The sequence below is a fragment of the Flavobacterium jumunjinense genome, from assembly GCF_021650975.2.
In the GTDB taxonomy this organism is placed as follows: Bacteria; Bacteroidota; Bacteroidia; order Flavobacteriales; family Flavobacteriaceae; genus Flavobacterium; species Flavobacterium jumunjinense.
The window spans coordinates 3,735,336-3,761,368 of record NZ_CP091285.1; the positions used below are offsets into that span (position 1 = coordinate 3,735,336).

The window sequence follows — 26,033 nt, forward strand, 5'->3', positions numbered from 1 at the left end:
GCTTTTTAAGGAATAATAATGTTCAAACTTCTTTCTAGAATAGAAATTGATATTCTATTGGTGTTTAGAATATGATATTCACCATCTATTTGCGCAACACAATTTGAAGTATTTTCAATGTCTACATTCATTTCTTTAATCAAATGATGTTTTGCTTTCTTAAAAGTATGAATCTTATTAATAATAACTGCAATTCCAAAGTATAATTTATTAAAAAAATTTAATTTAGGAACTGTTAATAGGTCTAAATAGCCATCAGATAAAGATGCATTTGGTGTTAATGATATATTATAACCCATTTCATTAGAATTAGATATAAAAAGGAATAATAATGACTCTTTAAGTTTATGATTTCCAATGGAATAATTAAATACTTTGGGTTCATACCATAAGCTTCTATTTATTGATGCTTTTACATAGGACATTAAGTTTCTTTTACCTGAATTTTGATATCTTTCAATAATTTCAGCATCAATACCTAAGCCCATATTGCTAAAGAAATAGGTGTCATTAATTTTTCCAACGTCTATTGTTGTTGTTCTATTATTTTCAATAATTTGAAGTGCTTCTAAACTATTTTTTGGAATGTTTAAATTAGATGCTAAGCCATTCCCAGAACCAATAGGTATAATTCCAAGTTTTATAGACGTATTTACAAGCCTATTTGCTACTTCATTTATTGTTCCGTCTCCACCACAAGCAATAATTACATCAGGATTCAACTTTATAGCTTCTTCTGTTAATAAAATAGCATGTTTTGGGTATTTAGAATAACTTACGTTTATCTTATATTTTTTGGTATCGAAATAGGTTTTAATCGTTTCTTCATTAATAGAGTGGTTTCCTTTTCCTGAGCTTGGATTTATAATAAAAAATAGGTGTAACATTATTTTAGCAATTTGTGTGTAAACAAATAATCCGCAGTCTGATACCAAGCAATTGTTTCCTCTAAAAAAGTTTTATCCATCGGAATTGTACTTAAATTATTTGTTTTTTTGTCCCATTTATTAAACGTTTGTTTCTTTTGATCAGATAAAATCATAGCCTTATCATTCTTCATTAAAGTAAGTTTTCTATAAGTTCCTAAAAGTGCTCTTTCTTCAAAAGAAGGATCAAAAACATTTTTCCCAAATAAATTGGACTCATATTTCCAATTAAAAATTGAAAAAAGAGTAGGGAATAGGTCAATTTGAGAACATTGCTTTCCAATAATTTGACTTTCAATTTCAGAAGAATTTATAATGAAAGCTGGAATGTGATAATTTGCAATGTCTATTTCATTTTTTCCAGCACTACTCGCACAATGGTCTGCAATTATTACAAAAATTGTGTTTTTATACCATTCTTTTGTTTTCGCTTTTTCAAAAAGTTGTTTTAAAGCGTAATCGGTATATTTAACGGCTCCCGATCTTCCAGTTCCAGAAGGAATATCAATTTTATTTTCAGGATAAGTATAAGGTCTATGATTTGAAGTAGTCATTACAAAATTGAAAAATAATTTGTTATCCTTATACTGTTTGTCTGCAATAGTAATTACTTTATCGTATAAATTTTCATCACAAATTCCCCAAGCATTTTCGAAAGTAACTTCATTATCATCAATATTATATCGCTTCGTTTTAATATCATCATTTAAAATACTTCCTCTTCCTCTATCATAAATATCGAAACCATTACCTCCAAAAAAGGAGTTCATATTATCAAAATAACCATCGCCTCCATAAAAGAAATTAGTTGTATAATTTTTAGATTTAAAAACAGTAGCAATCGTAAATAAATTATGATTTTCAGGTCTTTTAACAATACTTTGCCCAGGAGTAGGAGGAATCGATAAGGTGATTGCTTCCATACCTCTAACGGTTCTTGTTCCTGTTGCATAAAGATTATCAAAAAAGATACTTTTTGTTACTAAACTGTCTAAAAATGGTGTTATTTTTTCTGTATTTCCATTTTTTTCCATAAAACTAGCACTTAAGCTTTCAACCATAATAAAAATTACATTCTTTTTAACTTCATTATTAGTAGCAGTATCATTAATTGTTCTATGAATAGAAAGCTTATCCGATGAAAAAGTTGTTTTGTCATCACTAAGATTCTTTTTAATCATTCCAAAAGCTTTTTCATTATCTACAGTGGTATAAAAACGCTCATATTTCATTTGATTATTTCTAAAGGCAGCAAAAAAAGAATAAATTCCGGCTTTTGAAATTTCAGAATTATAACGATTACTAGACCATTCAGCCATAGAATTGGGTATAAATTTTAAAAAGAGGAATACTATAAAAAGGCTAATAGATAAAGAAGTTAACCTAGTTTTTAAATTGACTTTATTTTTAAATACATTCTCATAAATAGATTTCTTTTTGAATAACCAAAAAAAGAATACAGTTATTGCAATAACAATACTTACTAATAGATATATATTATATGATTCTTGAATATTTGAAAGTACTTCATATGTGTATATTAGATAATCTACAGCTATAAAATTAAATCTATTTTTAAATTCTTCCCAAAAGGTAATTTCAGCTAAAAATGTAAAAACTAAAATAAATAAGGTTAAAAAAGAAAAGAAATAAACAATGCATTTATCTAAAAAGCTACCAATTAATTTATTAGGTAGTATAGTAATATATAAAATAGATGGAAATAGAATAAATGATACAACTCCAAAATCAAAGAAAGAACCGATAAAAATTGTCTTAATTAAGTCTAAAAAACGCCAAGATGCTTCGTCAAAATGCCAAAATAGAAATACAAACCTTAAAACAAAAGAAAAGGTTAGAAACCAAAGAGAAAATGCAATTACTAAACTATAACGTGAATCAAAATTGACAGTTTTTTTCATAGAATTGGGATTATATTTTTAAAACACAACAAATATCAAACTGAATTCTGTAGTAAATCTGTATTTTTGATTCGAATAGATTTAAAATAGAATTCTATCCTATTTTTGTTGATTAATAACACAATATTTATCGGTCATGAAAATTCTTTTAATTGAAGATGAAATAGAAATGCAAAAAAGTATACAACAATATTTATCAGTTGATAAAAATATTGTTGAAATTGCAAATGATTATGATAGTGCCGAAGAGAAAATTAAAATCTATGAATATGATTGTATTTTGCTAGACATTACTTTACCCAAAGGTTCTGGTTTAGATTTGATAAAATCAATTAAAAAAAAGCGACCAAAAACAGGAATCATTATTATTTCAGCAAAAAACTCATTTGATGATAAAATTCATGGTTTAGACCTTGGAGCTGACGATTATTTACCAAAACCATTCTATTTACCAGAATTAAATGCGCGTATAAAAGCTTTATTAAGAAGAAATAATTTTGATGGAGACAATTCTATTAGATTCAATGAAATTGAAATTTTTCCAGAAGAAAGAAAAGTTTTAGTGCATAACAAACCTATAAAATTAACTAGTAAGGAGTTTGATTTATTAGTTTACTTCATAACAAACAAAGATAGAGTTATTCAAAAAAACGCATTAATTGAGCATTTATGGGGCGATAATTCTGATCAATTTGATAATTTTGACTTTATTTACAACCACGTAAAGAATTTACGCAAAAAATTAGTAGAATCGAAATGTGAAGATTATATTCAATCACTTTATGGAATTGGCTATACATTTAAAACCGAATCATGAAATTATTAACAAAGACTAGTATTTATTATACACTTTTTCTAATTCCTATACTTTTAATTTCGGCTACTTTTTTCTATTTTTTTACACTGCATGAAGTTGGTGAGAGTAGTGAAAATTTATTATCTGATAGAGTAGACGTTATAAAAGAATATTTGAAAGAAAATGATACAATTTCTGTATACACTTTACAAGAAAATAAAGAGTTAAATATTAAAGAAATAAGTATCGGAAAAACTATTCCAAATACTTTTTCTGATACATTAATTTATTCCACTTCTAAAAAAGTATATATAGCAAATAAAGTATTAAAAACTAGCTTTGTCTTAAATGATAAAAACTACTCTATAACAGTTTGGAAAAGTACCATAGAAATTTATGAATTAATTGAAGTTATTTTTTATACTTTTCTAATATTAATTATACTTTCACTTTTAATTTCAATCTACATTAATAGTAGAATTTCCAAGAGAATTTGGCAACCGTTTTGGCTTACTTTAGAGCAACTTAAAAGATTTAGAGTAACAAATAATAATGTTGGTGAGTTTGAAAAAACAGAAATAATAGAATTTAATGAATTAAATCAAAGTGTTTCACAAATGATGAATAAAATGATTGTTGATTTCAATAATCAGAAGAAATTTTCAGAAAATGCATCACACGAATTACAAACACCATTAGCAATAATAAAATCTAAAGTTGAATTATTATTACAATCTGAAAACTTGAAGGAAAATGATGTCCATACATTATTATCAATCGACGATTCCTTGGTACGTTTAAATAGAATAAATAAAGCATTATTATTATTGAGCAAGATAGAAAACCGACAATTCATAGCATCAAGTATAGTTCCTGTAAATGAAATTATAAAAAATAAAATCAGTTTAAATGAAGAATTTTTAAACAATAAAAAAATTAATTTAGTATTTCATTCAAACAGTGAACTAAGTTTCCAAATGAATCCAGAACTTAGTTATGTATTAGTAAACAATTTACTTCAAAATGCAATTAGACATAATTATGAAGGCGGAATTATCAATATAGAAATAAAAGATAAATCATTACTCATTTCGAATTCAGGCAGTAAAAAATCTTTAGATATAAACAAAATTTTCAATAGATTTGAAAAAGAATCTATTCATACCAATTCCATAGGTTTAGGATTATCTATTTGCAAGGAAATTGCTGAAGTAAGCAACTTAAAACTTGCATATACTTTTGAAAACGATTTACACATATTTTCTATAAAACAGAGTAGTATTGATTCACTAAAATAAACAATGCTTAACACGCTAGTTATAAAGATAACAATCTTCTTAAATTTTCTATTTTACATAATATATATTATAGTTCAAAATGATTATCTTATAAAAAGAGCCTTTTTAAACAATTTATTGCTTATTATAGATTCTATTGAATTATAATTCTAAATAAGTAGGTATTTATCTATTTAAATTATTGTTTTAAACTTAATAAAGTTTTAAATTTGCAAACCTTAATTATACACGTACAGATGGAAAACAAATATGCACAGAAATTAATTGAAAAAATTCAAAAAGAAGTTTTACAGGATAAATTCGATTTAGAATCTATTGTTACAAATTTAAAGAAGATTAGAGAGTATTCTTTAGAAGAACAAAATCCTGTAGTTACAAAAGCTTTGAGATTAGCCTATGAACATTTAGAAAGCAATAAAGCATTTTTAATTGGAATTCCAGAAGATGAACCATTAGAGTCTGAAGAAGAACAAGCTCAAAACGTATCAGAAGTTAATGATATTGAAAGTTTTGAATATTTCATGTCTCTTTTGTATGATTTAACTATTAAAAATAACCTTTTAGATTTAAGGGAATATAACAAAGCCTTTGTTGCGTTTAACAACTAATTCTTATTTCTATTTTACATAATATTGAAATCGGTAATTCGTTACCGATTTTTTTATATATACTTTAACATAAGAATATACATTATTCTCACTAAATTTGCACTCCTAAATCTACTATTAATGCAAAAGCAAAAGAAATCAAGATTAAAGTTAATGCATCAGTATTATAAGTATACTGGTTTTTATTCTTTTATTTGGCAGAATACAAAAAAAGCGTTAATTCCATTAGCTGTTATTGTAGGTATTCTACTTTATGTAAACTATAAAGTAATGAATATCAATGATATGCTTTTACATGTAACTAAAAATTTTAGCGATTTTTCAATTTTTACATTATTTTTTATTTCTGAAAGTATTTTAGGGCTTTTGCCACCAGATATATTTATTGCTTGGACAAAAAGTACAGAATCACCACTACTCTATTTATCTATTTTGGCAGTACTATCCTATTTAGGTGGTGTATTTTCATATTATAAAGGAAGAACATTACTATTAATTCCGAAAATAAATAATTATTTAGAAGGAAGAATGACAAAGCACATTAAGAACATGCAAAAATGGGGAGGATTTCTTATAGCTGTTGGTGCATTATTACCATTACCTTTCGCAATTGCTTGTTTAGCTGCTGGAATGATTAAATTTCCACAAAAACAATTTTTTATCTTTGCATCGTTGCGTGTGTTTCGTTTCGTTATCTACGGATATTTAATTTATACTGCTTTATCATGATAAAAATTTTCAAAAAAATCGCTCTTTTAGAAGGTATTTCACTATTGGTATTATTATTTTTTGCAATGCCTATGAAATACATTTTTAATGAACCAATCTATGTTAAGCAAGTAGGAATGGCTCATGGAATTTTATTTTTATTATATATTGCATTTGCAGTAGTTTTAAAATTTGAACAAAAATGGGATTTAAAAAAATTCTTTACAATATCTATTGCTTCAGTAATTCCTTTTGGAACATTCTACATCGAAAAAAAATATTTATAAAGCATAAAATAATTAATGAAACTATTCAATTGGGTATATCGCATCTTAAAAGACTTTGATTTTAACGAGAATTTTGCTCAATATGCAAATTTGTTTGCTAACATAATAATACTAATTATTTTAGCCTATTTATTAGACTATATTTTTAAAAAATTACTAATTGTTATTTTAGCAATAGTAGCTGCAAGAACAAGATCTACTTTTGATGATTTTTTAATAGCTAATAAAACAGCCAAGTATATTGCTCACTTAGTTCCTTTAGTTTTTGTTTTCCGAACAGTTCCAGTAATTTTAAAAGATTTTACATCTTGGGAAAAATTCTTTGAAAAAGGAATAAAAATATATATCATAATTTTATCTCTTTGGATAATTAGAAGTGTTTTTAATTCTTTAAGAGATTACCTAAAGGACAAACCACGATATAGTGATAAGCCTATCGATAGTTACATCCAAGTAATTATGATTCTTTTATGGGGCTTTGGTTTTTTCTCTTTTGTTTCTATTTTATTTGAAATAACTAGACCTGTATTTATTACTGCATTAGGATCGATTTCTGCAATTGTTATTTTGATTTTTAGAGATACAATACTTGGTTTTGTAGCAAGTATATCTGTATCTGTAAACGATATGGTACGTATTGGTGATTGGATTACAATGGAGAAATTTGGTGCTGATGGAGATGTTATCGAAATCAATTTAGCAACTGTAAAAGTTCAAAACTTTGATAATACAACAACAACAATTCCAACTTATAGTCTAATTTCTGATAGTTTTAAGAATTGGAGAGGAATGCAAAATTCTGAAGGAAGAAGGATTAAAAGATTTGTTTTAATTAAAACTAAATCGGTTCGTTTTATTACAGATGAAGAAGCAAATGATTTTAAAAAGATTCATTTTTTAGAAAATTATATAGATCATCGTCAAAAGGATATTAAAAAATACAATACAAACAATACTATTGATAAATCTCTAATTATTAATGGTCGTAATTTAACAAATTTAGGTTTATTTAGAAAATATATTGAAACCTATATCCAAAATCATTCTGGCATTAATAAAGAGATGTTATTAATGGTTAGGCATTTACAACCTACAGAAAAAGGGATTCCTTTAGAAGTTTATTGCTTTTCTAAAGATAAAACATGGGAAAATTATGAATATATAATGGCCGATATTTTTGACCATGTAATTTCTTCAGTTAAATATTTTGATTTAGAATTATTTGAATTAGAACTTGTTGTCTCAAATGATAAATAAAATTATTTATCATTGAAACGATCTTTTACATATTCAATTTTTGTTTTTCCATGAAGTTTTGGTTTTCCATTTTCATCTAAATTAACCATTGTAATAGAATCTACAGTAAGTATTATTTCTCTTGTCATTTTATTTCTTGCTTCACATTTTAAAACTAAAGAAGTTTTACCAAATTTAACAACTTCAATTCCAAGCTCTATGATGTCTCCTTGTTTCGCAGAACTCATAAAGTTAATCTCAGTCATGTGCTTTGTAACCACTCTAGGGTTTTCAAGTTGAATTATTGTATATAATGCAGCTTCTTCATCTATCCAAGCTAATAGTTTCCCTCCAAATAACGAGTCATTTGGATTCAAATCTTCAGGTTTTACCCATTTTCTAGTATTAAAATTCATTCTCTTTAATTTTTATAATATGATACAAAAATAATTAAAATAGTCCGATTTTTAGAACTTAAGCGAGTATATAATGTACAAATATTATTAATAAATTAACATTCGTCAATCTTAATTTAAAGCCAATTTTAGTAAATTTATAAATAACAAACTACTACTTAAAAGATGAAAACAAAAGAAGAATTGATATTAGAAGCAAGAGGTGGATCGTTAGGCGTTATTACCCAAAATTCAAGTACTGAAGAAGTTTTCCAAAATAAAACATTACGCCCAATTCTTAAACTTCAAAATGATTTGATTATTGAAGTATTTAGAAACTATGCCATAAAACAAAAGAATGTTTTATTTAGTCTTTCTCCTGAGAAAAAAATAAATTATGTTGAAAATGCGATTCAACGTGATATTAAATTTAGAAATTTACTGAAAGGAATCGTTATTGGAATGTTTACTATTTCTGAATATAAAGAATACATTCAGAATTCATCAAACTTGAATAAACGAATAATGGGCTTATTGATTGAGCGAATTAAAAGTCAGATTCAAATATTTGAACAATAATTATTTATAGCTCAAAGCAAGATGTTAAATAATACTTTCTCCATTTAAATCTGTTGTTAATACGTCTGTCATATAATTGAAGAACGGTCGCATTGCATCAAAAGTTTTTAATATTTCTTCATTAAAATTGGAAGATAAAACTTCTTTATTTGTAAAACTTCGTGTTACTAAATACTGTTTTTTACGTATAAGATCAATATCTGGATGATTTTTATCAAAATCTCTAGGTGAAGTCTTTAGTTCATCTCCTTGAAGTGAACCAAAGAATTTTTTAAAATTACTCTCTTGAATTATTGCTCTCATATCTGATGCATCAAGCTCAAGTTCCTTTCTAATGCGTAATAAATCTTCTGAATTTGGCTCCCAAAAACCACCGCCAACAAAACTTGCATTATTTTCTATATGAAGATAATAACCACCTCTTAAAGTAGGCTTATTTCTAACAAAACCAGCACTAAAGTTTATTTTATAAGGTAATTTATTTTTAGAGAAACGAACATCTCTATAAATTCTGAAAATTTGAACTTTTTCAATACCATCAACTTTAGCTAAGTCCTCTCCTATCTTATTAAAAAAGTTTTTAGCCTCTTTCTGTAATTTATCAAACTGTTTTTTATTTTCTGCAAACCAATCTCTATCATTATTCTCTTTTAGTTGATTAAGAAAATCAAAAGTTTTTTGTGTAATCATTTTATTAAAATTAATAATTCATTTTGGTTAATCTATCATCAGAATCACGCTTTTCATAAACATAATGTGTAATACTATCTAAATAAACATTATTTAGTACTTCTTTTGTTTCAGAATTACTATTGATTATCTGATACTTAAATAGATAAGTCGTGTTTTTCTTTTCTGTATCAATTTGATTATAACTTACATTATTATATTTCTTGAAAATAACATATTTATACATAACTTTTTCTTTCCATGTAACTTTACTATTAACAGTAAGAGAATCGTTAATTTTTATAGTTAATGTATCTAAAACTCTATCTAATTCTGTTTCATTAAAAGTATCAAACTTCTCTTCTTTTCTACCACAACTTAATAAAATAATAAAGAGTACTAATAAATATCTCATAATGAGCAAAATGTATTTTTTTATGTTAAAAATGTATTTTTTTTAAAGATACAAAGTTTAAAATTAATTATGTTTACAAAAAAAAATGAAAATTGAAAAAATTATTTGCTTAACCTTTATACTATCTCTAATTTTTAAATTATTACATTGGCCAGGAGGAAGTGTTTTAATGATTCTATCCGTATTATTTTTAGTATTATTATATTTCCCATTGGGGTTTTACATTTTTAATGAAGACAAAAAAAGGCTTAAGGAGAATATAGGAATATCATTCATTTTTGGTTGGTTTTTATCCGTTTCCTTAGTTGGAATTCTATTTAAACTAATGTTTTGGCCTGGCTCAAAATCTATGCTAATAATTGGGTTTGTATCTAGTTTAATATTATTTATTGTAGCTTTATTACTTAAGAATAAAAGAAATGAAACGGATAAATTCTATTTTAAAAATTTACTAATCAGAACAGGAACAATTTTTGTCATTACTTTACTTTTATTGCTTGTCTCTAATCGAAGTTTAATACGTTTTCAATATCACGATGATCCGAAATATGCAGAATTAATGATTGAGAAAAATGAAAATCCTAATTCTATTGAAATTGATAAGAAAATAGATGATTATCTAATTGAGAAAAATCAAGATAAATAAATTTAAAAAACGCTCTACTTTTAATAAAAATAGAGCGTTTTTTAATTATCTTAAAATTCAATTAGTGTTTTATGAATTTTTGATGTTTGTTTCCTATTGATAAAATATAGGTTCCTTTATTCAAATTACTAATATCGATACTATTATTTGTTTGATTAATAGTAGTTTGTTTTACTTGAATTCCTAAAATTGAATAAATAGTTACTTTTTCTGATTGTGTTATACCTTTAACGATTATATTATCTATTGCTGGATTTGGATAGATTGTTAATTTTAAATTTTCCGTTAAAAATTCTTCCGCTCCTAAAGTACTACTGTCAACAACTTTCAGCACAACTGAAGTAGCATTATAAATAACCACAAACTCTTTATCATATCCTAAATCAGGAAAATTTAAAGTAGTAAACGTATCAGTAATATTACTTGCTGTTAAAACAGTAAATTCTGAACCAATTATTGGATCAAAGCCATCCAAAAGCGTTACATTTAATTGACCATTCAATGTTGCTGCATCAGAAACAGTTACTAAATCATTTTCGGTACTATTTATATCAATATTTAATTTTGCGTTATTTTCAAAAAATAAATCAGCATCAAAAACGTAAGTACCTATTTTTAAATTATGACTCACAGCTGGACTTAAATTAGCCGTTAAATTAAAATTATTGCTATGTGACGTATTATTTCCTGAAAGAATCGAGCTATTTATAATAGTTCCATCATTATATAGAATTGCATTATTAAAAAAGTTAGAATATATTGTAAAAATACCTGTATTATTTAGTGTTCCTTCATTTGTTGCAAAAGAAATACTTGTAAAATTTGCTTCATTATTAAATGTCGCATAATTATTAAAAAAAGAGTAACTATTAAATATATTTTGATTTGAAAAAAGACTATAATTTCTAAAAAAAGATCTACTTAAAAATGTACCTGTATTAGTGACTGTTCCATTATTTGTAAATGTAGAATTACTCTCGATTTCTCCTTCATTACTAAGTTCTCCATTAATTACTACTAAAAAACTATTGATTAATTTACCTCTATTGATTAACTTTCCATTTATAGTATATTCAGAGACCTTTACCTCTGAACCAACAGTAATAATGATCTCATCTGTTGCTCCTAAAGTTGTTCCAGGGTAACTAGGGCTCCAATTAGCTTGATCTGTCCAATTACCTATTCCTGTATAAGTGAATGTGGTTTGTGCATTTAAGGAGAATGCAATAATTGTTAATGCAAAAAGTAATGTTTTTTTCATGGCTTGTTATTTATGTATTTTAAAAATGCAAAAATAACATATTTTATTTTATGTCATTAATTTCTTTCAATTATTTTATTTCTCCCTACTTTTTAAAACATTTACTACATCATTCAATTGATAGCCTTTTGCTTGTAATAAAATCAAATAATGGAACAATAAGTCGGCACTTTCAGACAAAAATAAATAATCATTAGTATCTTTAGCCTCTATAACAACTTCTACAGCTTCTTCTCCTACTTTTTGAGCTATTTTATTCATTCCTTTAGCAAACAAACTGGCTACATAACTTGTCTCAGAATCTGCATTTTCTTTGCGTTCTTTTATTGTGTTTTCTAGTTTTGAAATGAATCCGAAATCTTGTTTATTTACTTCTTGCCAACAAGTATCGGAACCCGTGTGACATGTTGGTCCAACAGGTTTTACTTGTAATAAAAGAGTATCATTATCGCAATCATTTTTAATGGAGACTAATTCTAAAAAATTACCACTTTCTTCTCCTTTTGTCCATAATCGATTCTTAGATCGACTGAAAAATGTTACTTTATTAATTTCTAAAGTTTTATCAATCGCTTCTTGATTCATATAGCCAAGCATTAATACATTTTTGGTTTGATTGTCTTGTATAATGGCTGGAATTAATCCGTTTTCGTTTTTTGTAAAGTCTATTTTCATTTGTTCTTGTTTAATTGTTGAATCGTTGAAATGTTTAAATTCTAATTGAAATTCCCTTTTCAACTAAATAAGTCTTTAAATCTGGTATTTTAATTTCTTGAAAGTGAAAAACACTAGCTGCAAGTGCTGCATCTGCTTTTCCGTTTATAAATGCATCTGCAAAATGTTGTTTATTCCCTGCTCCGCCAGAAGCAATAATTGGAATATTAACTAATTTTGATAATTGAGCTAACGCTTCATTAGCAAATCCGTTTTTTGTACCGTCATTATCCATTGAAGTAAATAAAATTTCTCCAGCACCACGTTGCGCTACTTCTTTTGCCCATTCAAATAAATTTAATTGAGTTGCAACTTTTCCTCCAACTAAGTGAACCATCCAATTACCATCAATTAGTTTGGCATCAATTGCCACTACAATGCATTGACTACCAAATTTTGAACTCAGCTGATTAATTAAATCTGGATTTTGAACTGCCGATGAATTGATTGAAACTTTATCAGCTCCATTTTTTAATAAAATAGCGACATCTTCTACAGAAGAAATTCCGCCACCAACTGTAAACGGAATATTGATGGTTTGTGCTACTTTTCGAACTAATTCGACTAAAGTTTTTCTACGTTCTTCTGTGGCTGAAATATCTAAGAAAACAAGCTCGTCTGCTCCTGTTTCAGAATATTTTTTTGCCAACTCTACAGGGTCACCAGCATCTTTTAAATCAATAAAATTGACACCTTTAACGGTGCGTCCGTTTTTTATATCTAAACAAGGTATTATTCGTTTTGTAAGCATCTTTTAATTATTACACAGAGATTCACAAAGTTTTCTCAGAGAATACACAAAATTCTTAAAGAATCTTTGTGATTATTTTACGTGACTTTGCGAAATGATCTATTTATTTAAAATATATTCTTCTAATTGTTTTAATGTAATTCTACCTTCATAAATGGCTTTTCCGATAATGGTTCCTTCACAGCCTAATTCGGCTAATTTAGGTAATTCATCAAAAGTAGAAATGCCACCTGAAGCGATTAGTTTTACATTGGGACATTGATTTAAAATATCTTGATATAATTCAAAACTCGGCCCTTCAAGCATACCGTCTTTAGCAATATCGGTACAAATAACATACGATATCCCTTCATTTTGATAGTTTTGTATGAATGGAATCACTTCTTCTTTACTCTCTTCTAACCAACCTGAAATAGCTATTTTTCTATTGTTTGCATCTGCTCCAAGTATGATTTTTTCTGTTCCAAATTGAGTAATCCAATTTTTAAATAATTCAGGATTTTTTACGGCAATACTTCCTCCAGTTATTTGATTTGCACCACATTCAAAAGCGATTCTTAAATCATCGTTGGACTTTAAACCACCACCAAAATCAATTTTTAAACTAGTTTTTGTAGCAATTTGTTCTAAAATTTTATGGTTTATTATTTTACTCGATTTTGCTCCGTCTAAGTCTACTAAATGTAGGTATTGAATACCATGTGCTTCAAAGGATTTTGCTACTTCAAGCGGATTTTCATTGTATATTTTCTTTGTATCGTAATCACCTTTAGATAAACGGACACATTTACCATCGATGATGTCTATTGCGGGTATTATTCTCATTTTTTTGAGTAATTAGCTATTAGTTGGTAGTTCTAAAAAGTTCTTTAAAATTTGTTCTCCGTGAATTCCACTTTTTTCCGGATGAAATTGTACACCGTAAAAATTATCTTTTTGTAATGCTGAAGCATACTTTAAATCATAATTAGTATAAGCAATTGCGTTTTTGCATCTTGGAGCATAATAACTATGTACCAAGTACATATATTCATTTTCCTTTATTCCATTAAAAAGATTGGATTCTAAGTTATAAATTGTATTCCATCCCATTTGTGGCACTTTAACATTCGTTGTGAATTTGATAATATCTACATCAAAAATACCTAAACCTTTGGTGTTGCCTTCTTCAGATGAATTACACATTAACTGCATTCCTAAACAAATTCCTAAAACAGGTTGTTTTAAGGTTGGTATTAATACATCGATACCTGATTCAATCAATTTTTCCATAGCACTACTCGCTTCTCCAACTCCTGGAAATATAACTTTATCTGCAGATTTAATGGTGTTCCAATCGTTTGTCACTATTGCTTCAAAACCAATTCTTTTTATAGCAAAGAGTATGCTTTGTATGTTTCCTGCACCGTAATCTATTATGGCTATTTTCATATATATAGTCTTAAAGTTTAAAGTCGAATGTCTTAAAGTCTATTTTCGTAAAGTTATTCTCCTTTTGACTTTATGACTTTCAAACTTATTTAAAGCATTCCTTTTGTTGAAGGTAAAATCATCTTCTCTGTATCACGTTTTACTGCTACTTTAATTGCTTTTGCAAAAGCTTTGAAAATAGCTTCAATTTTGTGGTGTTCGTTTGTTCCTTCTGCTTTTACATTTAAATTGGCTTTAGCACCATCGGTAAAAGATTTAAAAAAGTGGAAAAACATTTCGGTAGGCATCTCTCCTATTTTTTCACGTTTAAATTCAGCTTCCCAAACCATCCAATTTCTTCCTCCAAAATCAATAGCTACTTGCGCTAAACAATCGTCCATTGGTAAGCAAAAACCATAGCGCTCAATTCCTAATTTATTACCCAGAGCTTTAGCAAAAACTTCACCCAATGCAATTGCAGTGTCTTCAATAGTATGGTGTTCATCAACTTCTAAATCACCTTTCATTTGAATATCCAAATCCATTTGACCATGACGTGCAATTTGATCTAACATATGATCAAAAAAGGCTAGACCTGTGCTAATATTACTTTTTCCAGTTCCATCAAGATTTAGTGTAATTGCAATATCAGTTTCATTCGTTTTACGAATAATTGAAGCAGTTCTTTCTTCTAACTTTAAATATTCGTAAATTTTTTGCCAATCATTACTTTCTAAGACTATAACCGAATCTAATTCTTCTCTTTTAACTGAAATTTCACTTGTTCCTAGATTTGTATTATCATTAATAAAAATAGCTTTTGAGCCTAAGTTTTTTGCTAATTCTACATCCGTTAATCGGTCACCAATTACAAATGAATTTGCTAAATCATATTCTTCAGAGAAATAGTGTGTTAATAATCCTGTTCCTGGTTTTCTCGTGTTTGCATTTTCATGTGGAAAAGTTCTGTCTAAAAACACATTATCAAAAATAACACCTTCATTTTCATAGGTTTTCATGATAAAATTATGAACAGGCCAAAATGTTTCTTCTGGAAAAACAGCAGTTCCAAGACCATCTTGATTGGTAATCATTACTAATTCAAAATCTAATTCTTTAGCAATTTTACTTAAATAAGGAATGCATTTTGGGTAGAATATCATTTTTTCAAACGCGTCAATTTGTTCATCAACGGTTTCTTTAATCATAGTTCCATCTCTATCGATAAATAATACTTTTTTAGACATTTTTTAAATTTTTAAGCAATTCAATTACTTTTTCGTTTTCTTCTTTTGTTCCAATTGTAATTCTTAAACAACTTCTACATAAAGAATCATTAGAACGATTTCTAACTACTATTCCATTCTCTAGAAATTGTTTGTATTGAAAAGCTGCATTGTCTACTCTAAAAAGAATAAAATTAGTTTCAGAAGGGAAAATTTCTGTTACAACTTTACAACAAACTAAAGCAGTCATTACTTTTTCTCTTTCAATTTTCAAGTACTCAATGTCTTTTGTATATTCATTAGTTTCTAATTTTTCTATTGCTAAATTTTGAGAAACAACATTGACATTATAAGGTGGTTTTATTTTTTCTAAGATGCTTATAATTTTCTTAGACGCATATAATAATCCTAATCGTAATCCTGCCATTCCATAAGCTTTAGATAGTGTTTGCACAATAACTAAATTAGGAAATTCTTCCAATCTTTTTAACCAACTTTCTTTTTCTGAGAAATCAATATAGGCTTCATCAATAACAACTAATCCACTAAAGTTAGTGAGAATTTCTAAAATACTCTCACTTGAAAATGAATTTCCAGTTGGATTATTGGGTGAACAAAGAAAAATTATTTTGGTATTTTCATTCGCTCTATTTAAAATCGAACTAACATTAGGCTGAAAATCATCGTTTAAAATTATTTTTTTATTTTCGATAGCATTCAAATTGGCTAAAACACCATACATTCCATAGGTTGGTGGTAAAGTAATTACATTATCGATATTAGGTTCGCAGAAAGCTCTAAACAATAAATCTAAAACTTCATCACTACCGTTTCCTACTAAGATATTATTTGTTGCTATGTTTTTCATTTTAGATAGAACCAATTTCAAATCTCTTTGATGTGGATCTGGATAACGATTTAAACCTGTATTATAAGGATTTTCGTTAGCGTCTAAAAAAATCATGTCACCAGTAAGTTCTTTAAATTCATCTCTAGCCGAAGAATAAGGACTCATTTTCTTAACATTTTCGCGTATTAAATTATCTAAATTCATTTATGCTTTATTTAATTCATTTAATCGCAATGTTACTGCATTTTTATGTGCTTGTAAACCTTCTGCTTCTGCCATTATTTCGATACTTTTACCTATGTTTTGAATTCCTTTTTTAGAAATTTTTTGGAAAGTCATTGCTTTTTGAAAACTATCTAAATTTACACCGCTATAACTTTTAGAATAACCATTAGTTGGTAAAGTATGATTGGTTCCAGAAGCGTAATCTCCAGCACTTTCAGGTGTATAATTCCCTATAAATACAGAACCCGCATTTTCTATTTTTTCTACAAAATAGTTCTCGTTTTTAGCACAAATAATGAAGTGTTCTGGCCCATATTCGTTAATTAAATCTAGCGCTAAAGTATCGTTATCAACAAAAATTAAATTAGAATTTGAAATCGCAACTTGTGCAATCTCTTTACGAGGAAGCTTTTCTAATTGCTTATAAATTTCTGTTTCAACATCATTCAATATGTTTTTTGAAGTTGTAACTAAAATAACTTGGCTGTCTTTTCCATGTTCAGCTTGACTCAATAAATCGGAAGCCACAAAGCTTGGATTAGCTGTTTCGTCTGCAAAAACAAGTAATTCACTTGGTCCAGCTGGCATATCGATTGCAACTCCTTGTTGAGACGCAAATTGTTTTGCAACTGTTACAAATTGATTACCCGGTCCGAATATTTTATAGACTTTATCAATCGATGCTGTACCATAAGTCATAGCTCCAATGGCTTGAATACCTCCAGTTTTATAAATTTTAGTCACACCACACAATTGTGCAGCATATAAAATAGCAGGATTAATTTTACCTTCTTTATTTGGAGGTGTGCATAAAATAATATCATTACAACCTGCTATTTTTGCTGGAATAGCTAACATTAAAACCGTTGAAAATAATGGTGCAGAACCACCAGGTATGTATAAACCTACCTTAGAAATAGGTCTTTTTTCTTGCCAACATTGTACTCCTTCTGTAGTTTCTATTTCAATCTTAGAAGTCTGTTGTGCGTTGTGAAACTTAAAAATATTGTCTTTAGCAATTGCAATAGCTTCTTTTAATTCATCCGAAACTAAAGTAGTTGCAGTTTGAATTTCTTCATTAGTCACAGTGAAATTATCTAATGTAATTCCGTCAAATAATGAAGTGTATTTTATTACAGCTTGATCTCCTTTTTGTTGAATTTCTTTAAAAATTCCTTTCACAGTTTCTTCAATATCATTGAAACTTTGTGTTGGTCGTTTTAAAATTTCGGACCAGTTTTCGGGTTGTGGATTATATATTTTATTCATATTGTTGACTTTATTCTGTTCTCTATGTTCTCTTTTCCTCTATAAAACCATTTTTTCAATTGGGCAAACCAGAATTCCTTCTGCTCCAGCTTCTTTTAATTGATCGATGACCTCCCAAAAAGTATCTTCTTCAATTACAGAATGAACACTACTCCATCCTTCTTCACTTAAAGGCATAACTGTTGGACTTTTTAATACAGGTAAAATGGCACTAATCTCATCAATCTTATCGTTTGGTACATTCATTAAGATATATTTTGATTTTCTAGAACGCAAAACTGCTTGCATTCTAAACTGAAGTTTGTTTAATAAAGTTTTTGCTTCTTCTGAAATTTCTGGTGAAACTCCAAGTACTGCTTCACTTTTTAGAATTACTTCTACTTCTTTTAATCCATTTTTAAATAAAGTACTTCCACTAGAAACAATATCCACAATAGCATCTGAAAGTCCGATGTTTGGAGCAATTTCTACTGAGCCAGAAATTTGGTGAATATCGACTTCAATTCCCTTCGAACCAAAGTAGTTATTAACAGTGTTAGGATAGGAAGTTGCAATTCTTAATCCGTTTAAATCTTGAAGTGATGTAAAATTAAATGTTTTTGGAACAGCTACAGAAACTTTACATTTTGAAAAACCCAAACGCTCAGCAACAGTAATATTTTTACCTTTTTCGTAAAGTAAATTATCACCTAAAATAGCAACATCTACTACTCCATCAATAAGATACTGTGGAATATCTGAATTTCTAAGGAAATAAACTTCTAGAGGAAAATTAGAAGCTGTTACTTTTAATTGGTCATTTCCATTGTAAATAGAAATACCTGAATCTTTTAATAGTTGGATACTTTCTTCGTAAAGTCTTCCTGATTTTTGAATTGCAATTTTTAAGATACTACTCATTGGTTGTTTAAATAAGTTTGAGTATAACAATTACAGATTTCTAAGAAAGAAAAAACCCGTTTGATATACTCAAACGGGTTTATAATTATTTTGGTGTATTACAAAATCATCATTGCCTAGCTTGAGCTTGGTTTAAATGATGATGATGATGTAATTGATTTGTAAACATTTTTTCTTTTTGTTTTAATAACACTGCAAATATAATAACATTAATTTGTTAAAAACAAGTCTTTTATAAAATTTATATTTTGTTTAAGCTAATTGAACTCCGAAAAAGTGTCCTACTAGAGCAGTTAAAACCATTGCAATTGTTCCCCAAAAAGTGACTCTTAAAATTGCTTTAAAAATACTTGAACCACCTGTTTTTGCAGCCAATGCACCTAAAATTGCTAAAAATAAAATTGCTGAACCATAGAGCCAAAATTCCATAGTTTTAATTGGTAAAAATAAAGTTACTAAAAAAGGTAATGCTCCACCAACGGTAAACGCAGCACCCGAAGCTAAAGCAGCTTGTAAGGGATTAGCTTGACTTATTTCGTTGATTCCTAATTCGTCTCTGACATGAGCTCCTAAAGCATCATGAGCTGTTAATTCTTTGGCAACTTGCAACGCCGTTTCTTTTTTCAAGCCTCTTTGTTCGTATATTTCAGTTAAACGTTGTAACTCCATTTCTGGCATTTCAACTAATTCAATTTTTTCTCTTTCAATATCTGCTTTTTCTACGTCTGTTTGTGAACTCACCGAAACATATTCACCAGCGGCCATAGATAAAGCTCCTGCTACTAATCCTGCTAGTGTTGCTAAAATTATTGGTTCTCTCAAATCGCTAGCTGCTGCAATACCAATTGCTAAACTAGAAGTAGATAATATTCCATCATTTGCACCTAAAACAGCAGCTCTCAACCAATTGCTTTTGTGGATAAAATGATTATCTAAATAGTTATCTAATTCGTTTTCCATAATTGTACAAATTTAATGATCCTCATCAGAATTCAATTCCTCTATTGGTGAACTACTATCTCTAATTTCTGTATGACGAATTTCTCCACCTGTTGTGCCTGTTTGTTGTCCTAAAAATACTGCGATTAAAGCAACAATAAGTACAAGGTAAGAAACTAGATTTGCTTTGGCATGTTTCTTAAAATTCAAATAGAAGCCTACTAGCGAGAATGCTCCTAAAATATATAAAACTATTGCCAACTTTTCAGCCATTTCTTCATGTTCGTGAATAATTTTATGACCAACAGTTGGAAGATCTTCTACTATCTCTTCTGCTCCTTCACCTGTGTACATACTTGCTGCAGCAAACAGAGAGGTGATTACAAAAAGTATATAGGACACATTCTTTATTGTATCATTTTTTAAGACTATTCCTGTAATTAAAATTCCTAATCCAAAAATCACTCCGATAATTGGAAAATGGTTTACTACCATGTGTAAATGTGCGTCGTTCATAATTTTATTTGTTTAGTATATGTCAAAAACCCCTTTAGTTAAGATTTTAGATTCTTTAGTTATTCTTTTATTAACAATTATTTCTACTTCTGATATTGATTTTTCTCCAATTATAACAGCTACTTTTTCAAAAATATAATTCTCTTTAGTAGTAGATTTCAATAAAAGTACGTAATTTTTATCAACTTCTGTAATTAAAGCATCACTAGGAATTGCAAAACCTTTTTTAGAATCTGTTAAAATAGTTGCTTCTACAAACATTCCAGTTAGCAATCTTTGTTTTATCGATTTATCTAAATGCCCGTGAATCATTATGGTTCTGTCATTTCCTTCAATAGATTTACCAACTAATACAACTTCTGCTTTAAAAACTTCTTTAGAAGCTTGAGGAACAGTAAAATCAATATTTTGTCCAATTTTGACAGCTAAAATATCTTTTTCAAAAACAGCTAATTCTATATGTAAATGTTCTGTATCAACAATCTCTAAAATGACATCTGAAGGAGACATGAACACCCCAACATTAGCATTCATAACTGTAATATCACCAGCAATAGGTGCAAAAAGTGTAATCGTTGATGTTAGATTTCCTTTTAAAACTTGAGCAAGAGAAATGTTTAATAATTCTAATTTCTTTTTTAAACTCTGATACATTGCGTTAGCTCTTTTGTACTCACTTTCAGCTTTTAGATAGTTTTTTTGAGAAGTAATTTTTTCATCATACAAGGTTTTTTGTCTATCGTATTCTGATTTTAAATAACTAATTTGTTCAGCTACTTCTAAATAATCTTTCTGAATATCAATAAATTCAGTGTTCTCAAGCGTAACTAAAGCTTGCCCTTTTTTTACTTTATCACCAATTAACAAGTGCGTTGTTTTTACATAACCTCCAACGAATGATGTTATTTTCGCTCTGTTTTCTGGTGGAACATCGATTTTTCCTGTAGCTTTAATTCCTACATTAAAATCTTGCTCTTTTGGTGTTCCAATTTCTAATTTTAAAGATTGAAATTGTTCTTTAGTTACAGTGATTAAACCCTCATCTACGGTTTCAATAACTTCCTCAGTATTGTTTTTACAAGAAGTTAAAATCAAAGTTAAAGCTATAATATAAGTTAATTTTCTCATCTTATTGTATTGTTATATATTGTAATTGCAATTGTGTTAAATTGTATTGTAATAAAGCATCCAAATAATCAATTTGGATTGATGTAGCATTATCTAGACTTAAAATGTATTGAAAAAAGTCAATTTCTCCATGTTTATAACTCATGTTGGCTACTTTTAGAATTTCTTCTGAAAGCTTTTTACCATATTGATCATAATAATTGATGCATTCTTTATACTGGTCTAACTCCTGGTTTTTTTGTTTTAAATGAGCTTCGATTTTCAGCATTTCACTTTCTTTTTGAGTTTCCCAACTTTGTAATTCTAATTTTGCTACTTTATTTTTTGAACTATTGTAGAATAACGGAATGCCAATTCCAACTTGAAAACCATATAATGAAGAAGATAATCCTGTGTTCTTTCCTTGAAAATATTGCAAATGAATATCAGGTAAAGCTTGTTGTTTTTGAAAACTAATTTGTTTTTTATAAATATCTGTAATATTCTGATAATATGAATTATAAAGTTCTTTATTGTTAGTATAACTTAAACTATTTTTTTGTTCTAATTCAGTTGAACTTATACTGATTTTTTCCTCTGATTGAACCAAAACTTGCAACATTTCATATAATCCAGTCTTTTCTTTTTCTAACTGAATTAATTGGGTATTTATTTGACGAAATTTAGCTTGAGCTGTGATTTTTTCTAGATAATTACTTTCTCCTAATTCAAATCTTCTATCACTTGCTTTTGAGAAATTTTGATATAAACTATCTAAGTACTGATACAATTTTTGTTTGTGCTGCACATAAACAATTTGGTTGTATTTTACAGAAATTTCATTGGCTAACTGATTTTTTTGAAGTGCTAATCTTGATTTTTCTTTTTCAAATTCAGCGGTCAAAACTTTTTTATGAGCACCATAAACGGTTGGAAAAGCAAATGTTTGTTGAATTCCAAACACTTTTAAAGGTTCGTTATTTATAGCTAAATTATTTTGGTCATAACTGTAATAAACCATTGTTTTATCAAAAGAATAGGCTGACTTAATAGAAATTTCAGCTTTATCTACTTGCAATTGTAAAGCTTTAATGTTTTTATTGTTTGCAATACCTTTTGCAATTAAACTATCTAGTTCAGCAGTATTATTCTGTGCAAATCCAAAACTTGTAAAAAAGAAAAAAGCAATAATATAAGTTCCTGTATGGTGTTTTTTAAATTTTGGTTTTTTAAATTCTTTGGTATCTAAAATTTTATAAAGAATTGGTAAAACTAACATCGTTAATAATGTTGCTGTGAATAATCCACCAATTACAACGGTTGCTAATGGTCTTTGCACTTCTGCTCCAGCTGAAGAAGAAATTGCCATTGGTAAGAACCCTAATGCAGCTGCACTTGCTGTTAGTAAAACAGGTCTTAATCTATCAGTTGTTCCTTTCAAAATTAATTCGTTGATATCTTTCATACCTTGGTGTTTTAGTTCTTTAAAATGTTCGATTAATACAATTCCATTTAAAACGGCTATTCCGAAAAGAGCAATAAATCCTACACCAGCTGAAATACTGAATGGTAAATCACGAATCCATAAGAATAAAATTCCTCCAACAGCAGATAATGGAATCGCTGAATACACCATCAACGCTTCTTTAATTGATCCAAAAGCAAAGTATAATAAGATAAAAATCAAAGCTAAAGCAATAGGAACAGCAATCATTAATCGGTCTTTTGCACTTTGTAAGTTTTCAAATTGTCCACCATAAGTTACTCTATAACCTGTTGGTAATTTAATTTTTGTATTCACAATTTTCTGAATATCATCTACAACACTTTGTAAATCTCTATTTCTAACGTTAATTCCAACTACAATTCTTCTGTTAGTATTATCTCTTGAAATTTTTGCTGGTCCAGTTGTGTATTCAATTGTAGCTAATTCTTGCATTGGAATTTGATTTCCATTTGGAGTAGAAACATATAAATTTTGAATATCTTGAATATCAGTACGATTGCTTTTGTCCGAACGAATGACCATATCGAAACGTTTTTCACCTTCAAATACAGTTCCCACTATTTTTCCTGAGAAAGCTAGTGATAAAACATCATTTAAATCGGCAATGTTCATTCCGTATTGGGCTATTTTTGAGCGGTTGTATTTGACAGCCATTTGAGGTAAACCTTCTGTTTTTTCGATTATAATATCTGAAGCTCCTTCTACATTTTTAATCGCTTTGGCAATTTCATCCGCTTTTCGAGCTAAAATATCTAAATCGTCTCCAAAAACTTTTACAGCAACATCTGAACGTGTTCCTGAAATTAATTCGTTAAAACGCATCTCAATAGGTTGTGTGAATTCGATTTCCATGTTTGGAATCTTTTTTTCTATCGCTTCTTTAATTTTATCCGCTAATCCATCTTTGGTATCCGCTGAAACCCATTCTGATTTTGGGTTTAATTTGACAATTACGTCACTTTCTTCCATACTCATTGGATCGGTTGGCACTTCAGCTGCTCCTATCCTACTAACTACTTGTTCTACTTCGGGAAAGTTTTTCAGAATAATTTGTTCGATTTTTGTAGTAGTTTCAATAGTCTTAGTTAGAGACGTTCCTGTTTTTAAAACGGGTTGAATTACAAAATCTCCTTCATCTAAAGTTGGAATAAATTCTCCACCCATGGTTGTAAATAAAAGTACTGCCATGACCAAAAGTCCTAATGCTCCGTACAAAACTTTTTTAGTGTTATTTAAAGCCCAATTTATGGAAGGTAAATACCAAGAATTCAATTTGTTAATCAATCTATTGGAAAGTGAGTTTGGGTTCTCTTCTTTTGGTTTTAAAAATAAAGATGAAATTACTGGAACATAAGTAAAACAGAATAACATAGCTCCAACTAAAGCAAAACTAAACGTCATTGCCATAGGTTTAAACATTTTTCCTTCCACTCCAGAAAGTGATAAAATAGGAATGAATACAATTAAGATGATTAGTTGACCAAAAACTGCTGAATTCATCATTTTTGAAGCACTTTTATAAGTGATTTCATCAATTTGAATTTGTCTGTCTTCTTTTGACAATCCAACTAAATGCTTGGATTTATGAGCAATTTGGAAGGCAATAAACTCGACTATAATGACGGCTCCATCGATTATTATTCCAAAATCAATAGCCCCTAAACTCATTAAATTGGCATCAATTCCGAAAATATTCATAAAGGAAATGGCAAATAATAAACATAAGGGAATCACAGAAGCTACTACTAAACCTGAACGCCAATTTCCTAATAATAAAACCACTACAAAAATTACAATCAAACAACCTAAAATAAGGTTCTCTGCTACCGTAAAAGTGGTTTTTCCTACTAGTTCACTTCGTTCTAAAAATCCGTTTATGTAAACTCCTTTTGGTAATGTTTTTTCTATTTCTAAAACTCTTGCTTTAACATCATCAATGACTTGTTTGGAGTTTCCTCCTTTTAGCATCATGACTTGCCCTAAAACTTTTTCACCTTCACCGTTTCCTGTTATAGCTCCAAAACGATTGGCTGCACCATATTTTACATTAGCGACATTTTTAACTAAAATTGGATTTCCATTTGAAGTTTTAATCACAATGTTATTAATGTCTTCAATGGATTTTACTTTTCCTTCTCCACGAATGAAATAACTTTGATTGGTTTTTTCGATGTAAGCACCACCTGCTATACTGTTGTTTTTTTCTAAAGCTGTTAAAACATCACTTATTGTAATGTTCATGGACTTTAAAGCAGATGGAACAACAGCTATTTCATATTGTTTTAAATAGCCCCCCCAAGTATTGATTTCTACAACACCTTTTATTCCAGATAATTGACGTTTAACAACCCAATCTTGCAAGGTTCTTAAATCAGTAACAGAATATTCATCTTTATATTCGGGTTTTACCTCTAAAGTGTATTGATAAATTTCACCTAAACCTGTTGTGATTGGCCCCATTTGTGGAGTTCCAAAACCAGCAGGAATTTTTTCAGAAGCTGATTTTATTTTTTCAGCAATTAATTGTCTTGGTAAATACGTTCCTATTTCGTCATTAAAGACAATAGTTACAACGGATAATCCGAATTTTGAAATAGAGCGAATTTCTTCTACTCCTGGTAAGTTTGCCATTTCTAATTCAACAGGATACGTAATATATTGTTCTATATCTTGAGTTGAAAGATTTTGTGAAGTTGTGATAACTTGCACTTGGTTATTGGTTACATCTGGCACAGCACCAATAGAGATTTGGGTAAGCGAATACAATCCAAATCCAAGAATGCCTAATGTAAATAAAATAACAATGAATTTATTTTTAAGACTGAAAGCAATTATTTTTTCTAACATTTTATTAAAATTGAAAAATTAATAAA

Annotated in this window: 26 protein-coding genes; 8 read left to right on the forward strand and 18 right to left on the reverse strand. The window is 28.3% G+C overall.

The features are described from left to right. Positions 1-5 precede the first annotated feature (5 nt). Together L2Z92_RS16900 and L2Z92_RS16905 are read right to left on the reverse strand one after the other, a co-directional pair. Complete coding sequence (locus tag L2Z92_RS16900; protein ID WP_236455719.1) at positions 6-887, reverse strand: diacylglycerol/lipid kinase family protein; 882 nt, start codon at positions 885-887, stop codon at positions 6-8. Beyond that, positions 887-2,848 carry an LTA synthase family protein gene (locus tag L2Z92_RS16905; RefSeq protein ID WP_236455721.1) on the reverse strand — a complete coding sequence of 654 codons (1,962 nt, stop codon included), beginning with the start codon at positions 2,846-2,848 and terminating at the stop codon, positions 887-889. The genes L2Z92_RS16900 and L2Z92_RS16905 overlap by 1 nt, the downstream gene beginning before the upstream one ends. Before the next feature lie 136 nt (positions 2,849-2,984). Between L2Z92_RS16905 and L2Z92_RS16910 the strand changes: the two genes are divergently transcribed. From L2Z92_RS16910 to L2Z92_RS16935, 6 genes are all read left to right on the forward strand, one after another. Beyond that, on the forward strand, positions 2,985-3,665 hold the full coding sequence (locus L2Z92_RS16910) for a response regulator transcription factor (RefSeq protein WP_236455723.1): 681 nt from the start codon (positions 2,985-2,987) through the stop codon (positions 3,663-3,665). Further along, positions 3,662-4,942: a sensor histidine kinase gene (locus L2Z92_RS16915; RefSeq protein WP_236455724.1), complete on the forward strand. Its 1,281-nt coding sequence runs from the start codon at positions 3,662-3,664 to the stop codon at positions 4,940-4,942. Before L2Z92_RS16910 ends, L2Z92_RS16915 begins: the two co-directional genes overlap by 4 nt. A gap of 236 nt (positions 4,943-5,178) precedes the next feature. Further along, positions 5,179-5,550: a hypothetical protein gene (locus tag L2Z92_RS16920; RefSeq protein WP_236455726.1), complete on the forward strand. Its 372-nt coding sequence runs from the start codon at positions 5,179-5,181 to the stop codon at positions 5,548-5,550. A 120-nt stretch (positions 5,551-5,670) separates the two neighbouring features. Continuing rightward, positions 5,671-6,279, forward strand: coding sequence for a YqaA family protein (locus L2Z92_RS16925; RefSeq protein WP_236455728.1), 609 nt, complete (start codon positions 5,671-5,673; stop codon positions 6,277-6,279). Next, positions 6,276-6,545, forward strand: a complete 270-nt coding sequence (locus L2Z92_RS16930) for a DUF3817 domain-containing protein (protein WP_236455730.1) — start codon at positions 6,276-6,278, stop codon at positions 6,543-6,545. Before L2Z92_RS16925 ends, L2Z92_RS16930 begins: the two co-directional genes overlap by 4 nt. 15 nt (positions 6,546-6,560) lie before the next feature. Continuing rightward, positions 6,561-7,802 carry a mechanosensitive ion channel family protein gene (locus L2Z92_RS16935; RefSeq protein WP_236455731.1) on the forward strand — a complete coding sequence of 414 codons (1,242 nt, stop codon included), beginning with the start codon at positions 6,561-6,563 and terminating at the stop codon, positions 7,800-7,802. Positions 7,803-7,804: 2 nt separating this feature from the next. On the opposite strand, the gene L2Z92_RS16940 is transcribed toward L2Z92_RS16935, so the two are convergent. Next, entirely contained in the window at positions 7,805-8,197 is a 393-nt protein-coding gene (locus L2Z92_RS16940) for an acyl-CoA thioesterase (RefSeq protein WP_236455732.1), read from the reverse strand. A gap of 165 nt (positions 8,198-8,362) precedes the next feature. On the opposite strand from L2Z92_RS16940, the gene L2Z92_RS16945 reads away from it, so the two are divergent. Then, the gene (locus L2Z92_RS16945) at positions 8,363-8,755 is read left to right on the forward strand and encodes a glyoxalase (RefSeq protein ID WP_236455733.1); all 393 of its coding nucleotides are present in this window, start codon (positions 8,363-8,365) and stop codon (positions 8,753-8,755) included. 24 nt (positions 8,756-8,779) lie between these two features. Here L2Z92_RS16945 and L2Z92_RS16950 read toward each other — a convergent pair whose 3' ends face one another. Together L2Z92_RS16950 and L2Z92_RS16955 are read right to left on the reverse strand one after the other, a co-directional pair. Next, complete coding sequence (locus tag L2Z92_RS16950; RefSeq protein ID WP_236455734.1) at positions 8,780-9,445, reverse strand: DUF2461 domain-containing protein; 666 nt, start codon at positions 9,443-9,445, stop codon at positions 8,780-8,782. Positions 9,446-9,455: 10 nt separating this feature from the next. Further along, positions 9,456-9,839 (reverse strand): hypothetical protein, encoded by a 384-nt coding sequence (locus tag L2Z92_RS16955; RefSeq protein WP_236455735.1) that lies wholly within the window; start codon positions 9,837-9,839, stop codon positions 9,456-9,458. A gap of 85 nt (positions 9,840-9,924) precedes the next feature. On the opposite strand from L2Z92_RS16955, the gene L2Z92_RS16960 reads away from it, so the two are divergent. Beyond that, positions 9,925-10,485 (forward strand): GldL-related protein, encoded by a 561-nt coding sequence (locus L2Z92_RS16960; protein ID WP_236455736.1) that lies wholly within the window; start codon positions 9,925-9,927, stop codon positions 10,483-10,485. A 61-nt stretch (positions 10,486-10,546) separates the two neighbouring features. On the opposite strand, the gene L2Z92_RS16965 is transcribed toward L2Z92_RS16960, so the two are convergent. The 13 genes from L2Z92_RS16965 to L2Z92_RS17025 form a co-directional block, all read right to left on the reverse strand. Then, the gene (locus L2Z92_RS16965; protein WP_236455737.1) at positions 10,547-11,746 is read right to left on the reverse strand and encodes a T9SS type A sorting domain-containing protein; all 1,200 of its coding nucleotides are present in this window, start codon (positions 11,744-11,746) and stop codon (positions 10,547-10,549) included. Positions 11,747-11,821: 75 nt separating this feature from the next. After that, on the reverse strand, positions 11,822-12,436 hold the full coding sequence (hisIE, locus tag L2Z92_RS16970; RefSeq protein ID WP_262913016.1) for a bifunctional phosphoribosyl-AMP cyclohydrolase/phosphoribosyl-ATP diphosphatase HisIE: 615 nt from the start codon (positions 12,434-12,436) through the stop codon (positions 11,822-11,824). Between the two features lie 19 nt (positions 12,437-12,455). Further along, positions 12,456-13,211 carry an imidazole glycerol phosphate synthase subunit HisF gene (hisF, locus tag L2Z92_RS16975; RefSeq protein WP_236455741.1) on the reverse strand — a complete coding sequence of 252 codons (756 nt, stop codon included), beginning with the start codon at positions 13,209-13,211 and terminating at the stop codon, positions 12,456-12,458. A gap of 99 nt (positions 13,212-13,310) precedes the next feature. Next, a complete protein-coding gene (gene hisA / locus L2Z92_RS16980; RefSeq protein ID WP_236455743.1) occupies positions 13,311-14,036 on the reverse strand; it encodes a 1-(5-phosphoribosyl)-5-[(5-phosphoribosylamino)methylideneamino]imidazole-4-carboxamide isomerase in 726 nt (241 codons plus the stop codon). A gap of 12 nt (positions 14,037-14,048) precedes the next feature. Continuing rightward, positions 14,049-14,642, reverse strand: a complete 594-nt coding sequence (gene hisH, locus L2Z92_RS16985) for an imidazole glycerol phosphate synthase subunit HisH (protein ID WP_236455745.1) — start codon at positions 14,640-14,642, stop codon at positions 14,049-14,051. An 89-nt stretch (positions 14,643-14,731) separates the two neighbouring features. After that, positions 14,732-15,868: a bifunctional histidinol-phosphatase/imidazoleglycerol-phosphate dehydratase HisB gene (gene hisB / locus L2Z92_RS16990; protein ID WP_236455747.1), complete on the reverse strand. Its 1,137-nt coding sequence runs from the start codon at positions 15,866-15,868 to the stop codon at positions 14,732-14,734. After that, the gene (gene hisC / locus L2Z92_RS16995; RefSeq protein WP_236455749.1) at positions 15,861-16,901 is read right to left on the reverse strand and encodes a histidinol-phosphate transaminase; all 1,041 of its coding nucleotides are present in this window, start codon (positions 16,899-16,901) and stop codon (positions 15,861-15,863) included. Before hisC ends, hisB begins: the two co-directional genes overlap by 8 nt. Beyond that, positions 16,902-18,191: a histidinol dehydrogenase gene (gene hisD, locus L2Z92_RS17000; RefSeq protein ID WP_236455751.1), complete on the reverse strand. Its 1,290-nt coding sequence runs from the start codon at positions 18,189-18,191 to the stop codon at positions 16,902-16,904. It abuts the gene before it with no gap. A 39-nt stretch (positions 18,192-18,230) separates the two neighbouring features. Further along, positions 18,231-19,091 (reverse strand): ATP phosphoribosyltransferase, encoded by an 861-nt coding sequence (hisG, locus tag L2Z92_RS17005; RefSeq protein ID WP_236455753.1) that lies wholly within the window; start codon positions 19,089-19,091, stop codon positions 18,231-18,233. A 252-nt stretch (positions 19,092-19,343) separates the two neighbouring features. Then, a complete protein-coding gene (locus tag L2Z92_RS17010) occupies positions 19,344-20,051 on the reverse strand; it encodes a VIT1/CCC1 transporter family protein (RefSeq protein WP_236455755.1) in 708 nt (235 codons plus the stop codon). Positions 20,052-20,063: 12 nt separating this feature from the next. Beyond that, on the reverse strand, positions 20,064-20,546 hold the full coding sequence (locus tag L2Z92_RS17015; RefSeq protein ID WP_236455757.1) for a hypothetical protein: 483 nt from the start codon (positions 20,544-20,546) through the stop codon (positions 20,064-20,066). A 12-nt stretch (positions 20,547-20,558) separates the two neighbouring features. After that, positions 20,559-21,674 (reverse strand): efflux RND transporter periplasmic adaptor subunit, encoded by a 1,116-nt coding sequence (locus L2Z92_RS17020; protein WP_236455758.1) that lies wholly within the window; start codon positions 21,672-21,674, stop codon positions 20,559-20,561. Position 21,675: 1 nt separating this feature from the next. Then, positions 21,676-26,007 carry a CusA/CzcA family heavy metal efflux RND transporter gene (locus tag L2Z92_RS17025; RefSeq protein ID WP_236455760.1) on the reverse strand — a complete coding sequence of 1,444 codons (4,332 nt, stop codon included), beginning with the start codon at positions 26,005-26,007 and terminating at the stop codon, positions 21,676-21,678. Positions 26,008-26,033: the final 26 nt, after the last annotated feature.

Coding starts and splice junctions, on each gene's coding strand:
- L2Z92_RS16900 (WP_236455719.1), bottom strand. CDS start 887: ATGTTACACCTATTTTTTATTATAAATCCAAGCTCAGGAAAAGGAAAC.
- L2Z92_RS16905 (WP_236455721.1), bottom strand. CDS start 2,848: ATGAAAAAAACTGTCAATTTTGATTCACGTTATAGTTTAGTAATTGCA.
- L2Z92_RS16910 (WP_236455723.1), top strand. CDS start 2,985: ATGAAAATTCTTTTAATTGAAGATGAAATAGAAATGCAAAAAAGTATA.
- L2Z92_RS16915 (WP_236455724.1), top strand. CDS start 3,662: ATGAAATTATTAACAAAGACTAGTATTTATTATACACTTTTTCTAATT.
- L2Z92_RS16920 (WP_236455726.1), top strand. CDS start 5,179: ATGGAAAACAAATATGCACAGAAATTAATTGAAAAAATTCAAAAAGAA.
- L2Z92_RS16925 (WP_236455728.1), top strand. CDS start 5,671: ATGCAAAAGCAAAAGAAATCAAGATTAAAGTTAATGCATCAGTATTAT.
- L2Z92_RS16930 (WP_236455730.1), top strand. CDS start 6,276: ATGATAAAAATTTTCAAAAAAATCGCTCTTTTAGAAGGTATTTCACTA.
- L2Z92_RS16935 (WP_236455731.1), top strand. CDS start 6,561: ATGAAACTATTCAATTGGGTATATCGCATCTTAAAAGACTTTGATTTT.
- L2Z92_RS16940 (WP_236455732.1), bottom strand. CDS start 8,197: ATGAATTTTAATACTAGAAAATGGGTAAAACCTGAAGATTTGAATCCA.
- L2Z92_RS16945 (WP_236455733.1), top strand. CDS start 8,363: ATGAAAACAAAAGAAGAATTGATATTAGAAGCAAGAGGTGGATCGTTA.
- L2Z92_RS16950 (WP_236455734.1), bottom strand. CDS start 9,445: ATGATTACACAAAAAACTTTTGATTTTCTTAATCAACTAAAAGAGAAT.
- L2Z92_RS16955 (WP_236455735.1), bottom strand. CDS start 9,839: ATGAGATATTTATTAGTACTCTTTATTATTTTATTAAGTTGTGGTAGA.
- L2Z92_RS16960 (WP_236455736.1), top strand. CDS start 9,925: ATGAAAATTGAAAAAATTATTTGCTTAACCTTTATACTATCTCTAATT.
- L2Z92_RS16965 (WP_236455737.1), bottom strand. CDS start 11,746: ATGAAAAAAACATTACTTTTTGCATTAACAATTATTGCATTCTCCTTA.
- hisF (WP_236455741.1), bottom strand. CDS start 13,211: ATGCTTACAAAACGAATAATACCTTGTTTAGATATAAAAAACGGACGC.
- hisA (WP_236455743.1), bottom strand. CDS start 14,036: ATGAGAATAATACCCGCAATAGACATCATCGATGGTAAATGTGTCCGT.
- hisH (WP_236455745.1), bottom strand. CDS start 14,642: ATGAAAATAGCCATAATAGATTACGGTGCAGGAAACATACAAAGCATA.
- hisB (WP_236455747.1), bottom strand. CDS start 15,868: ATGTCTAAAAAAGTATTATTTATCGATAGAGATGGAACTATGATTAAA.
- hisC (WP_236455749.1), bottom strand. CDS start 16,901: ATGAATTTAGATAATTTAATACGCGAAAATGTTAAGAAAATGAGTCCT.
- hisD (WP_236455751.1), bottom strand. CDS start 18,191: ATGAATAAAATATATAATCCACAACCCGAAAACTGGTCCGAAATTTTA.
- hisG (WP_236455753.1), bottom strand. CDS start 19,091: ATGAGTAGTATCTTAAAAATTGCAATTCAAAAATCAGGAAGACTTTAC.
- L2Z92_RS17010 (WP_236455755.1), bottom strand. CDS start 20,051: ATGGAAAACGAATTAGATAACTATTTAGATAATCATTTTATCCACAAA.
- L2Z92_RS17015 (WP_236455757.1), bottom strand. CDS start 20,546: ATGAACGACGCACATTTACACATGGTAGTAAACCATTTTCCAATTATC.
- L2Z92_RS17020 (WP_236455758.1), bottom strand. CDS start 21,674: ATGAGAAAATTAACTTATATTATAGCTTTAACTTTGATTTTAACTTCT.
- L2Z92_RS17025 (WP_236455760.1), bottom strand. CDS start 26,007: ATGTTAGAAAAAATAATTGCTTTCAGTCTTAAAAATAAATTCATTGTT.